Origin of the sequence: Novosphingobium resinovorum, from assembly GCF_027922145.1 — a bacterium.
GTDB lineage: Bacteria > Pseudomonadota > Alphaproteobacteria > Sphingomonadales > Sphingomonadaceae > Novosphingobium > Novosphingobium resinovorum.
This window is the reverse complement of the sequence record NZ_BSFC01000015.1, coordinates 64,793-76,743: the sequence shown is the minus strand read 5'-3', so window position 1 is coordinate 76,743 and position 11,951 is coordinate 64,793. Positions and strand designations below refer to the sequence as shown.

The 11,951-nt window shown below is 61.0% G+C and carries 10 protein-coding genes and 1 pseudogene; 9 read left to right on the top strand and 2 right to left on the bottom strand.

All coding sequences use genetic code 11. The features are described from left to right. Nucleotides 1-654: 654 nt before the first annotated feature. The 7 genes from PKE80_RS09495 to PKE80_RS09465 all read left to right on the top strand — a co-directional run bounded on the left by PKE80_RS09495 (nt 655) and on the right by PKE80_RS09465 (nt 8,514). Nucleotides 655-1,338 carry a TetR/AcrR family transcriptional regulator gene (locus PKE80_RS09495; RefSeq protein WP_271182289.1) on the top strand — a complete coding sequence of 228 codons (684 nt, stop codon included), beginning with the start codon at nt 655-657 and terminating at the stop codon, nt 1,336-1,338. A gap of 373 nt (nt 1,339-1,711) precedes the next feature. Continuing rightward, a complete protein-coding gene (locus PKE80_RS09490; RefSeq protein WP_271182288.1) occupies nt 1,712-3,049 on the top strand; it encodes an aromatic ring-hydroxylating oxygenase subunit alpha in 1,338 nt (445 codons plus the stop codon). A 134-nt stretch (nt 3,050-3,183) separates the two neighbouring features. After that, a complete protein-coding gene (locus tag PKE80_RS09485; protein WP_271182287.1) occupies nt 3,184-5,460 on the top strand; it encodes a TonB-dependent receptor in 2,277 nt (758 codons plus the stop codon). A gap of 135 nt (nt 5,461-5,595) precedes the next feature. After that, nucleotides 5,596-6,354 (top strand): SDR family oxidoreductase, encoded by a 759-nt coding sequence (locus PKE80_RS09480; RefSeq protein WP_271182286.1) that lies wholly within the window; start codon nt 5,596-5,598, stop codon nt 6,352-6,354. Next, entirely contained in the window at nt 6,351-7,418 is a 1,068-nt protein-coding gene (locus PKE80_RS09475) for a nuclear transport factor 2 family protein (RefSeq protein ID WP_271182285.1), read from the top strand. Before PKE80_RS09480 ends, PKE80_RS09475 begins: the two co-directional genes overlap by 4 nt. Next, complete coding sequence (locus PKE80_RS09470; protein ID WP_271182284.1) at nt 7,418-8,197, top strand: SDR family NAD(P)-dependent oxidoreductase; 780 nt, start codon at nt 7,418-7,420, stop codon at nt 8,195-8,197. The genes PKE80_RS09475 and PKE80_RS09470 overlap by 1 nt, the downstream gene beginning before the upstream one ends. Before the next feature lie 53 nt (nt 8,198-8,250). Then, nucleotides 8,251-8,514, top strand: a complete 264-nt coding sequence (locus PKE80_RS09465; protein ID WP_309298981.1) for a helix-turn-helix domain-containing protein — start codon at nt 8,251-8,253, stop codon at nt 8,512-8,514. Here the strand turns inward: PKE80_RS09465 and PKE80_RS25320 are convergent. Then, nucleotides 8,469-8,831: pseudogene (locus PKE80_RS25320) on the bottom strand (transposase); the annotation flags it as partial. The gene PKE80_RS09465 and the pseudogene PKE80_RS25320 sit on opposite strands and share 46 nt — an antisense overlap. 300 nt (nt 8,832-9,131) lie before the next feature. On the opposite strand from PKE80_RS25320, the gene PKE80_RS09460 reads away from it, so the two are divergent. Beyond that, on the top strand, nt 9,132-10,226 hold the full coding sequence (locus PKE80_RS09460) for an endonuclease/exonuclease/phosphatase family protein (protein ID WP_309298980.1): 1,095 nt from the start codon (nt 9,132-9,134) through the stop codon (nt 10,224-10,226). A 262-nt stretch (nt 10,227-10,488) separates the two neighbouring features. Here the strand turns inward: PKE80_RS09460 and PKE80_RS09455 are convergent, their stop codons facing one another. Then, a complete protein-coding gene (locus PKE80_RS09455; protein ID WP_271182282.1) occupies nt 10,489-11,193 on the bottom strand; it encodes a helix-turn-helix transcriptional regulator in 705 nt (234 codons plus the stop codon). A 104-nt stretch (nt 11,194-11,297) separates the two neighbouring features. Between PKE80_RS09455 and PKE80_RS09450 the strand changes: the two genes are divergently transcribed. Further along, the gene (locus PKE80_RS09450; RefSeq protein WP_271182281.1) at nt 11,298-11,909 is read left to right on the top strand and encodes a glutathione S-transferase family protein; all 612 of its coding nucleotides are present in this window, start codon (nt 11,298-11,300) and stop codon (nt 11,907-11,909) included. Nucleotides 11,910-11,951: the final 42 nt, after the last annotated feature.

Genomic DNA, 11,951 nt, shown 5'->3' with positions numbered 1-11,951 from the left:
CGAGCCTAACCATCAGCAAGCTCCCGGAATACGTGGGGTGGGTTCAGCGGTTACGATGGCAAGGCATGGACCCGCCACGGCGTGCGCAGCTACGTCTCGGGTTACAATGCCAACACTGTCGATAATCTGCTCAGTCTGAGGCCGGCGCTTTTCGCGGCAGGTCAGGGTCATGTGATTTTTCGTGCATTCCGGTATTGTGCTCTACGGTAGTCGATCACCCCCGCGCCGAACGGAAAGAGCACGGGCATGTCTGAAATTTGCAGGTAGCCGTCCGGCAGGTTCAAGTCTGTCGAACAGTGGAACCTAGAAATAAGACCAGCCTACATCTTCGCTTCTGAATGGCTTTAATTTGGTCGACACCCGCCGGAATAGTTACCGTTCCGTACCTGAGGACGGGCAATCGTCGGCTGAACGGAAGCAAGGGTCGGCTGTAGTTTTTAAGGCGTGAAGCAATCTTGTCATTTCCAGCTTCGCCCGGGGGTGCAGAATTAGATGGAAGCGTGCGCTCAACGATAAAATTTTCGAAAGGTCCAATTCGTACAAGCTCGCAGATTCGCACCGAGATGAGGTCTGCTTCGTGCAAATAATTGATTGAAAGTCCGAAAGATCAATGAATCGCCGGTTGATGGATGTACAGATTGGAGCGACCCAAAGATGAAAAAACCGGTCAATCCAAATCGTGCTCCAGTCTCCGCTAAAGGAGATGCCACTCGAAGCCAGATTCTGGATGCCTGCGAAATCCTGTTTGCTCGCAACGGCTATCTGGGCACATCATTGCGACATATCGCCTCGGAGGCCGGTGTACGAATAGGAGTGCTACATTATCATTACGGCAATAAGCATCTAATTCTCGAAGCAGCGCTCGACCGAAAGCTTGGGCTACTGCGGGAAACGATAGCTGCTGGTATCACCGATGCGGAAGAGGGGGCCGAATGTGTCGAACCGGAAGAGATCGTCTCTGCGTTCATCCTTCCATTTATGCAGGCTGCCGCTTCGGTAGATAGTCCGCTGCGCAATTACATAGTCATGACATCGCATTTGATGAGCGCATACCGCATGCCGGAATTGCGTCCGATTTTGGCTAAACTTGGCGTAATCTCAGAGATGCTCACGGATCGAATCCAACGTCAGCGGCCGGGTATTTCCGAGAGAAACCTCCTTGCCGGAGTTTATCTTATAGAGGCCGCTCTAATATTCATGGTGCAAGATCCTGGGTTTCTGGACGATTTGAGTGATAACCATCATTCTGTGGACCGCCTCGAGGAGATGGCGGCGCCTGCGCTTTGCTTCTTTACAGGTGGATTGGAGTATCTGGATAGGCTTGAGGTATGCGCCTGAAGCTGGACGACCCATCTCGATAATTTATCGCAATCGCGTTCAGATTTTTCCGATTTCCGGTGTTGCTGACATTCAAGTTGCGCAAAGTTGGCTACTGGCGAAGGCGGTCTACGGCTTAGACGGTGAGGGATAGGCTGTAGAAATTCCGCACTGACACGTTCCCATAGAGTCCGATGGCGGCGTCGGATGATGAGCCTGACAGATATACTAGGTTGGTCGAATGACCAGTTTTGATATTCTGCATCCAGATCATCAAAAATGATCCGCTAAAGACGGGCGATGGGCTTCGATGAAAGCGACCGACGAGACTTGTACCACCTGATAAAAAGGGTGAGCAGTTCAGGCGGTCATGCTTCTTCGAGAAGGATGGCAGATGGGAAAGCAAGACATTGACGCAATGATGATCGACGGACGCGATGCCGACAATCTTCGCGGCGACCCGATCACCGGCGAGCGCTACACCTCGGTCGAGTTCATGAAGCGCGAATGGGACCACATGTGGACCCGCATCTGGCATGTCGCTGGCCGCACGGCCGAACTGGAAGAGCCGGGCGACTACGTGGTGCACAACTTCATGAACGAGTCCGTCTTCTGCGTCCGCCAAGACGACGGCTCGATCAAGGCGTTCTACAACTCGTGCCGCCACCGCGGCATGCGGCTGGTGTGGGATGCCAGCTCGCAGGACTCGTTCCAGTGCCCGTACCATGGCTGGGTCTGGGGTAAGGACGGCGTGCTGAACTACGCGCAGGACCCGCAGGACTTCCCGCAGGGCAATCCTTGCGGCAAGCTAAAGCTCAAGGAACTGCGCTGCGCCACCTGGGGCGGCTTCGTGTGGTACACGATGGACGACGAGGCGCCGGAGCTTCTCGATTACCTCGCGCCGATGCCCGATCTCTACAAGAACTATCCGATGGACACTGCGGTGCGCGTGTTCTGGATGAAGATCGACCTCGAAACCAACTGGAAGTTCGCCACCGACAACTTCTCGGAAAGCTATCACACCCGCACCGCGCATCCGCAGGTGCCGCCATGGATCGACCAGGACGTCGATACCGCGCGGCACGAGATGTGGGCGAATGGGCATGGCCGTACGGTGCAGCCGATGCGTCCCTCGCTGTCGGACCGTCTCCCCGACGGCGTGCCGCATCCCTTCGACATGATCCTGCAGGCGTGGGATATCGATCCCGCCGCCTATCCGGATTACGAAACCAAGGCGATGCAGGGCTGGCTGGACCTCAAGGCCGCCAAGAAGCGACTGTGGAAGGAGCGCGGCTACGTCCACTACGAGCACATGGACGACGAGGAGATCACCGACAGCCCGCACACGGTGATGTTCCCCAACGTCACCATCAGCTTCCTGCCGGACAACCTGATTTTCTTCCGCACCGAGCCGCACCCCACCGACCCGAACAAGTGCACGTTCGATCTGTGGTGCATGGCCTTCCCGGTCGAGGGACAGACCATGGTGGAATCGGTCATGGCCGGCCCTCAGCCGCTGCGCGAGGCGGAGATGCAGCACCGCGCTTTCGACAACGGCCGCGGCGTGCCCGAGATCAAGGATCAGATCGTTTATCAGGACATGCTTCTGGCGGAAGGCCAGCAGAAGGGCATGTATTCTCGCGGGTACACCGACGCCTATCTGGCCGCGCAGGAGACGCGGGTGCGCTTCTTCCATGAAGTGCTGAACGATTACCTGGAGGGGCGGCGCTAGCGCCCTTCCACCCCGGGCCGCTCCCTTGCCGGGGCGGCCCCATTCTTTCGCACCGGAATGCCGGACGAAAGCCCCGCGCTCTTGCGCGCGCGGGATGCGCTGACGCGCACCACAAACACGAAGGGGAGAACGAAATGAACATCTGGCTCAACGCAAGCTCACGCCTCGCACTTGGCGCCGCCGCGCTTCTCGTGCCGCAGACGGTCTTTGCGCAGGACGCCGAAACGCAGTCCGGCGGCATCCAGGAGATCGTCGTCACCGCGCAGAAGAAGTCCGAGAACCTGCAGGACGTGCCGATCTCGATCACCGCCGTCGGCGGCGAGGCGCTGGCATCGACGCAGGGCACTTCGCTGCAGGCGCTGCAGGGCCAGATCCCCAACGTCCAGATCGACAACTTCGCCAATACCCCGCAGAGCGCGGTCTTCACCGTGCGCGGCATCGGCGTGATCGAGCCTGACCCTTATGCGGGCAACACCGTGTCGATCGTCGTCGACGGGGTGCCGCAGTTCTTCTCGATGGGCGCGCTACTCGACCTCTACGACGTCGACCGCATCGAGGTATTGCGCGGGCCGCAGGGCACGCTGTTCGGCGCCAACACCACGGGCGGTGTCATCAACGTCGTCACCAAGCAGCCGACCGGCGATTTCGGCGGCCACGTCAAGGCGGTCTACGGCAACTACAACCGCATGGACCTGACCGGCTCGATCGAGGCGCCGCTGGTGAAGGACGTGCTGTCGCTCAAGGTCGCGGGCATTCACACGCAGCGCAAGGGCTGGGTGACCAACGTCGTGGACGGCTCTGACATGGGCCGCAAGAACCTCGACGCGGTGCGCGCCTATCTGAAGTTCACGCCCGGTTCCAACTTCGACGCGACGCTGCAGGGCGAATACGTCAACGCCCGCAACGGCTCGCCCATCGTCATCAACGGCGCGCGGCCGGGCGAGGCGCTCTACACCGCACCGGGCACGGCAGGCCCCGGCACCGGCGGCATGTACGTCAGCCCCTGCGCCACCGCCGGAAGCTGCACCGCGCCCGACAAGTACTACGGCGCCAACAACTCGGTTCCCGATACCTCCAACATGGATACCTACAGCGGCACGTTTACCATGAACTGGCGCAACACCGGCCTGGGCGACTGGACCGCGATCACTGGTTACAAGCACTTCACGCTGCGCGAGTTCACCGATCAGGACGGCACCCCGCTGTTCCTCAACGACACCTACCGCCGCACCGAGGGCTGGCAGTTCAGCCAGGAACTGCGCACCAACCTTGAACTGACCGACACGCTGAACGTCCTCGTCGGCGGCTTCTACCTCAAGAACCACTACGACCATATCCAGGCCTATCGCCTGCAGTTCGCCGCGCCCGGCCTGCTGCAGATCAACCTGCAGGATCAGGACAACTATTCGGTCTCCGGCTTCGCGCAGGGCTACTGGCAGGCGACTGACAGGCTCAAGCTGCAGGCGGGCATCCGCTATTCGCACGAGCAGACGGAATCGACGCCCAGCCTCATCACCTCGATCGGCGATCCGGCGGGCTCGAACTATACCGGGATCGGCAACACCGTCATCGGTAGCTTCACCGTGGGCGGCAAGAAGAGCTGGAACAACGTCGGCTGGAAACTCGGCGCGGACTATGAAGTGGCCGACGACGCGCTGCTCTACGCCAGCTGGGCGCGGGGCTTCAAGTCGGGCGGCTTCACCGCGCGCGTCGGCGTCCCGGCGGACGGCGATACGCCCTACAATCCGGAAAAGGTCGATACTTTCGAAGCGGGCATCAAGGCCGACTTCCTCGACCGGCACCTGCGCGTGAACCTGGCGGCGTTCTACACCAATTACCGCGACATGCAGGTCGCGCAGATCTACTTCGACGATACGACCAACACGCAGGGCAACCGCATTCTCAATGCCGGCAAGTCCGAGATCAAGGGCTTCGAACTGGAAACCACGGCGGTGCCGGTGGAGGGCATGACGCTGCGCGCCTCGCTGGCTTACCTCGATGCCAAGTACAAGCAGTTCCTCTATGCCGACCCGCTCTCCGGGCAGGTGCTCGATCTGGAAGGCTACCGCCTGCAGAATGCGCCCAAGTGGAACGCCAGCTTCGGCGCTAACTTCGTGATCCCGCTGGGTAACGGCGCCGACCTCGTCAGCGACGTGAGCTACACCTACACCAGTTCCAAGTACTACACCGCGATCCTCGATACGCCGCGCTCGAAGATCCAGCCCACGCATCTCGTCGATGCCTCGCTGACCTACAAGCCGGACGGCGGTGCCTGGTCGGTGGGTCTGTGGGCGACCAACCTGCTGGATTCGCGCTACATGTCGACGGTGTTCGACAGCCCCGGCTACGCGGGCCTCGCAGGCTACGCACCGCCGCGCCAGTGGGGCGGTTCGGTCAGTTTCGAGTTCTGAGAATGCCGTCGTCCCGGGCTCGCCCCGGGACCGCTGGCCGGGAACAACCCACCTATCGGCGGGGCCCGGCCAGTCCGAGCCTGAAGACAGTCACCGGTCCCGGATCAAGTCCGGGACGACGAATTGGGAGATCCCATGAACCGCGTATCCGGCAAAGTCGCCCTTATCACCGGCGGAGCCTCCGGCCTCGGCGCCGCCGACGCCCGGCTGCTGGCGGCGGAAGGCGCGAAAGTCGTCATTACCGACCTGCAGGCCGACCTCGGCCGCGAGGTCGCCGCTTCGATCCCGGACGCCCTGTTCCTCGAACACGACGTGCGCGACGAGGCGCAGTGGCAGGGCGTGGTGGCCCAGACCGTCGCCCGCTTCGGCAGGCTCGACGTGCTGGTGAACAATGCAGGGCTGGTGCGCTTCGGCAATGTCGAGGAATGCGATCTCGACACCTTCCGCCTGCAGATGCAGGTCATGGTCGAGGGCTGCTTCCTTGGCTGCAAGAGCGCCATCCCGCACATGACCAAGGGCGCCAATGGTCCTTGGGGAGGCTCCATAATCAACGTCGCCTCGGTCGCCGCGCTCAAGGGGATCAGCGCGATCCCCGCCTACAGCGCGGCCAAGGCGGGCATCATCGCGCTCACCCGCAGCGTGGCCGTACATTGCCAGGAACAGGGCTACGCGATCCGCTGCAACGCCATCGCGCCGGGCGCCCATGATACGCCGATGACGCGGCAGGCGCTGGATCAATTGCCGCAGGACAATGCCGGGCTCGATCAGGTGCAGGCCCATGGTCAGGGCCGCCCGGAGGATGTGGCGAACCTCGTCTTGTTCCTCGCGTCCGAGGAATCGCGCCAGATCACCGGCACCCATATCGTTATCGACAACGGGGAGACGGTGGGATGAACATTGCGCAGATCGCGGACCGGCAGGCCATCGCCAACGTCCTCGCCCAGCACAGCCGGGGCGTGGACCGTGCCGATGCCGGGCTGCTGGCGGACTGCTACCACCCCGACGGAACCGTGGACTACCGCTTCTATGCAGGTCCGGCCTCGGAGTTTGTCACGATCCTGTGCGGGGCACAGAAGGCCGGGCCGGTCACCTTGCACCGCACCGCGCAGATGTGGACGGAAGTGGAGGGCGATCGGGCGTGGTCCGAAAGCTACATCATGGCTTACGCCTCCAGCGCGGGCGAAGATGGACCGGCCACGCAACACCTGATCTGCGGTCGCTATCTGGACCGGCATGAGCGGCGCGACGGGCAGTGGCGGATGAATGATCGGACATATGTGCTGGACACCAGCATCAACTGGACCGGAGGGCTGGCGATCCCCGGACTGGGGCCGCTTGAGAACCATGTCCCTTCAGGCGGCCACGGCAGCGCCGATCCCGGTATCGCCCTGCTTGCCCAAGCGACCGCTAAAATCACCACGAGAGGAGTGGGAACGATGACGTATGATGACAGCACTATCGACGCGGTGATCTCGCGTCAGCAGATCGCGGACCTGACGATGGCTTATTGTCGTGGCGTTGATCGCGCTGATGCCGCTTTGCTGGGCACGGTCTTCCATCCCGACAGCACTGTCGTCAGCGGCGCCTTCAACGGTGACGGGCCGACGTTCGCGACGGAAATCTGCGCTGTGGTAGAAGCGGATTACGAGCAAACATTTCACTCCATCGCCAACCAGTGGATCAAAGTGGAAGGCGATGGCGCGGTGGGTGAAACTTATGTCATCGCGGTGTCCACTTCGCGCGGGGAAGATAAGACCGATACGTTGACCGGCGGGCGATACATCGACCGGTTCGAGCGGCGCGACGGGCAATGGCGCATTGCCGAACGGACATTCGTGCTCGACTGGCTGCGCGCCGAACCCAGCACGCGGGATATGACCGGCGGCATGTACGCCGCACTGGACCTGCATGGAACGCGTGGCTCGGCCGACCCCGTCTACTCTTTCGCAAAGGCCTGATGATGGACAAGATTCGGCTGGACGGCGCCATCGCGCTGGTAACCGGCGCAAACGGCGATATCGGTTCCGCCGTATGCACGCTGCTGGAGGCGCGCGGCGCCACGGTACTACGGTCCGACCTGCGCGCGCCGGAAGGGGCTGCCGACGGCTTCCTGCCGCTGGATGTTACCAGCGAGGGCAGCTGGACGCAGACGCTTGCCGCCATCGAAAGCCGCCACGGCGCGCTGGACATCCTCGTCAACAACGCCGGGATCGCACCGATGGAGCGCATCGACGCGATGACGCTGGAGGACTGGCGCCGTTGCCAGCAAGTGAACGTGGAAGGCGTGTTCTTGGGCCTCAAATTGGCCTCTGCACTGCTGGCGCGCAGTGGCGGGCGCCGTGAGGGCGGCGCGGCGATCGTCAACTTGTGCTCGGGCGCGTCGGATCGCCCTTCGGCATTCAGCGCGGCCTATTGCGTCAGCAAGGCAGCGGCGCGGATGCTCACACGGGTCGCGGCGGTGGAATTCGCCGCGTTGAAGCACCCGATCCGAGTCAATTCCGTGCATCCGGGCGTCGTTGAATCCGCGATGATGGATGATATTCTTGCCACTTATTCGCGCATCACCGGCGGCACACCTGTCGAGACGCTGCGGGCCGGGGTGGCGGCCTCCAATCCGCTTGGCCGGTTCGTGGAACCTGTCGAAGTGGCAGAGGCCGTGGCCTTCCTTGCATCGCCAGCGGCCCGCTATATCCACGGCGATGCGATCCACGTCGATGGAGGATACGCCGCGGCGTGACACCAGGGTGGTTGTCGTTGGTTCAAAAGGCCTGGTTGGACGGACGGATAAGAATGTCTCTGATTGAATGGAGGAGGCAATCTATGGAGTCGAAACTCATTCGCGCAACGCCCGCCCTATCGCCGCGTGAGCATGACGTACTCATGCTATGTGCGAAGGGCAACACGGATGACGGTATCGCGGAAGCGTTGCATATCAGTCATTCCACGGTACGATTTCACATGCGCAATGCTTGCACCAAATTGGATGCGGTCAATCGGCGACATGCCATCTATAGGGCATGCAGTTTAGGATGTCTGGGACCTGAGAAGCACTGATGGTGGGATGACTGAGCAATCGGTATGCCGCGACATGAAAAGACGAGGACTTTGCGACGGCTATCTAGGCTCAGGACTGATTGATTGATCCAGAAGATGATGGTTGCGGCAATGCAGATGGCGGGCATGATGGTGCGCGCGCATTGGTCGTAGCGGGTATGGATGCGGCGCCAATCCGGGAGCCTGGCGAACATGTTCTCGATTCTGCGGCGTTGGCGATAGAGCACGGCATCGTGTGTTATCGGGACCTTTCGGTTCCTCTTTGACGGGACGCAGGCGGTGATGTCGCGCTCCGCGAGCGCCTTGCGGAACCAGTCGGCATCATAGCCTCAGTCGCCGAGCAGGGCTTTGGCCTGAGGCAAGGCGTCGAGCATCAGGGCAATGCCTCCTCACGCCACGATTGAATCAACCGATCCTCTGCTCTGCAGATATTTTAATAGCTCCTGAGCCTAGGAATGAGAAATCTTCGGCGGAACGGTCGGGGGGAAGGGGCGCTCATGCTTTACTCACAGTTTTCAGCGTGTGTTTGGCCTTCCCGCCTTCGTTGACTCGCGAATGGCGCTATGATGATCTCGCGATGAATTGGCGCTTGTTTTTGCGGAAAGCCCGGGGGTAGCATGCTGGCCGTATCACGAATGCCGCTCACAATCTTCGCAGCAGCGAGTCTTGCCGCATGCGCTACTCCCTCGCCATACCGGGAACTTTCCTGCTCATCGACAAGCGCGCCCGTCTTGCAGACAATTGATGATGACAGGAAGTCTACCACTCTGTCCGTCCTGACGTACAATATCGAGGGCTTGGGTTTTCCGGCCCGGTCTGGCCGAGCGATATACTTGCGTAAGATAGCCCAGCGGTTGGCCGAGTTGCGGACCGAAGGTCGAGCGCCTGACGTCGTCCTGTTCCAGGAAATGTTCAGCGGGGCGGCCAAGCGTGCGATTGCCGACAGCGGTTATCCTGCAATTGCCTCTGGTCCGCATCGCACCTCGGCTCCAGGCAATTCCAACAAGGAGCCTTTACCGGGTCGATCCCATATCAAGCGAGGGGAGATAGGCATCCATCTGTCCGGGAGCGGGCTCGCCGTGGCTTCACGATATCCGATCACCCAAGTGCGCAAGCAGGCGTATGGGCGTCGCTCGTGCGCGGGATTGGACTGCCTGGCGAACAAGGGGATCATGCTGGCGCAGATTTCGATCCCGGGCGTTCCGACCCCCATCGATATTTACGACACGCATATGAATTCACGCGGGGCCTCGGGGGCTCCTGCAGAGCGGAACCTTGAAGCCCATGATCGTCAGGCGCAGGAGGCTTCGCAATTCATCAACAATACACATGACGATGCCTTCCCGTTGATCTTTGGCGGCGACTTTAACATGCGTCATTCCGAGCCGCGCTGGGAAGGTTTCTCACGATATCAGGACTTAAGACTGGTCCATCGTGTCTGTGCGGATCCGCAATCTGGCTGCGATGTACGCATGTCATGGGACGGTGACGAACCATGGATGGATACGCAGGATTTGCAGTTTTTCTGGAATGGCGATGCAGTATCTATACGACCTGTTCGGGTCGAAGCGATGTTCGATGGAGGGCCAAGCGGACCGAGCCTATCTGACCATGACGGCTTCCTCGTCACGTATGAACTGTCATGGAAGGATGACATCAAGGATCTCGCGATTTCAAGTACATGCTTCGCCGGGAGCCAGCCTGATGCTTAAAAGCGGAGATGCTGAAATGAAGCGATCGGCGAACTGGAGGGAGATCCCCTCTGTGATGGCAGCATCGATCACGCATAGCGCTAAAAGTGCCGCCTGCAGTTACTGCATCATTTGGCTCGCGCGATAAGAGGCTGATCAGGACGGACACCGCTGGAATAATGGACGTTCTGCAGTCGGGTCACGAAGTTTGTGATCTGAAAGGCGGGATTTGTTCGACGACAGAATGAGAGCTGGGCGTCGCGAGTGACGCCATTCGAAGGGTTCAACTTTTACCCTCGAGATTTCGCCTCTTCTCCATATCCCGTTTCCACCGCTGGCGGAGCGTTCCAGGCCGACTGTCGTAGCGTTCGTCGACAAATCTGGCCGCCATTATGCGATCAGCGCGAAAGTGGCGGAAATCCTGACGCAGCTCGCACCAGGCTGCGAGCATGCGGGTGTCGTCAAGAAAGCCCAGGATGATTGGCCAGATCATGCGCACCGTGTTGGCGCCGTGCTGGTCGAGGTAGTCGATCTCGATCTTGCGACCGTCCCTGATCCATAAGCGGGTTTGCGCCAGATCGATGCGGTCCGGTGTCGGGGCTGCAATGGGCCGTGTTCCGATCGCGGGATGGGCGATGATCGGGCGAAGCCGCGCAGGCACGACGCTGGTAATCTTGGCGATCAGATCGCGCGCTGCGTTCGCCAGCGCCGGATCGCCCCGCCCAGCGACCCATTGTGCACCGAGCACGGCCGCTTCGATTTCGTCCGGCGTCAGCATCAGCGGCGGCATGTCGAAGCCGTCGTCGAGGATATAGCCGAAGCCTGCCTCACCCTGCACAGGCACCCGCTGGGCGATCAGGTCCGCAATGTCACGGTAGATCGTTCGCTGCGATACCTCCAGTTCGCAGGCGATCTCGCCCGACGTCACCGGACCGGACGAGCGGCGCAAAATCTGGATGATCTGGAACAATCTGTCTGCTCTGCGCATGCCCTGGCCTCCTGCTGACAGAATGCTGTCAGTAAGGAGGCCATACAAGGGGAAATGCCTCGTCGCACTCGGTGTCGGGGCGAAAGCTTGTCGAGGAGACATCTATGATTACCCTGTTCCACGCTCCGCAATCGCGGTCATCCCGGATCATCTGGCTGCTGGAGGAGTTGGGAGCTGCTTACGAAATCCGGCCGGTCTCGATCTTCCGCCCCATGACCGGCGAAGGGCTGCCCGACCCGGCGAACCCGCATCCCGACAAGCGCGTGCCAGCGATCGTCCATGACGGCGCGCTGATCACAGAGGCCGTGGCGATAGCGCTCTATCTGGCCGACGCGTTTGAACAGGCGGCACTCGCGCCGACGATCGGTGATCCGCGCCGCGGCGAATACCTTGGCTGGATCGCTTGGTATGCGACAGAGTTTGAGCAGGCGCTGTTCGCAGGCCTGTCGGGCACTCTCCAAGGAGCACCGCAGGCGCAGCGAAATCGTGACGCCGTGCGGGCGCGGTTGCGCACCGCACTGGCGCAAGGGCCCTATGTGATGGGTGTCGATTTCACTGTGGCTGACGTGCTCATCGGCAGCGCGCTATCCTTCGGTCGTCGCGCCTTTCCGGCCGACGATACGCTTGATACCTATGTCGAGCGTTGCCGAAACCGCCCGGCGGCCATGCGGGGCGCGAAACTGGACGATCAATCGGGGCTGCAGGCTGCAGCCTGATTAAGAACAGATGCCATCCGGCTCCCCCAGCGTGGCGGGGGC

Coding starts and splice junctions, on each gene's coding strand:
- PKE80_RS09475 (WP_271182285.1), top strand. CDS start 6,351: ATGAACATTGCGCAGATCGCGGACCGGCAGGCCATCGCCAACGTCCTC.
- PKE80_RS09450 (WP_271182281.1), top strand. CDS start 11,298: ATGATTACCCTGTTCCACGCTCCGCAATCGCGGTCATCCCGGATCATC.
- PKE80_RS09495 (WP_271182289.1), top strand. CDS start 655: ATGAAAAAACCGGTCAATCCAAATCGTGCTCCAGTCTCCGCTAAAGGA.
- PKE80_RS09465 (WP_309298981.1), top strand. CDS start 8,251: ATGTCTCTGATTGAATGGAGGAGGCAATCTATGGAGTCGAAACTCATT.
- PKE80_RS09455 (WP_271182282.1), bottom strand. CDS start 11,193: ATGCGCAGAGCAGACAGATTGTTCCAGATCATCCAGATTTTGCGCCGC.
- PKE80_RS09480 (WP_271182286.1), top strand. CDS start 5,596: ATGAACCGCGTATCCGGCAAAGTCGCCCTTATCACCGGCGGAGCCTCC.
- PKE80_RS09490 (WP_271182288.1), top strand. CDS start 1,712: ATGGGAAAGCAAGACATTGACGCAATGATGATCGACGGACGCGATGCC.
- PKE80_RS09470 (WP_271182284.1), top strand. CDS start 7,418: ATGATGGACAAGATTCGGCTGGACGGCGCCATCGCGCTGGTAACCGGC.
- PKE80_RS09485 (WP_271182287.1), top strand. CDS start 3,184: ATGAACATCTGGCTCAACGCAAGCTCACGCCTCGCACTTGGCGCCGCC.
- PKE80_RS09460 (WP_309298980.1), top strand. CDS start 9,132: ATGCTGGCCGTATCACGAATGCCGCTCACAATCTTCGCAGCAGCGAGT.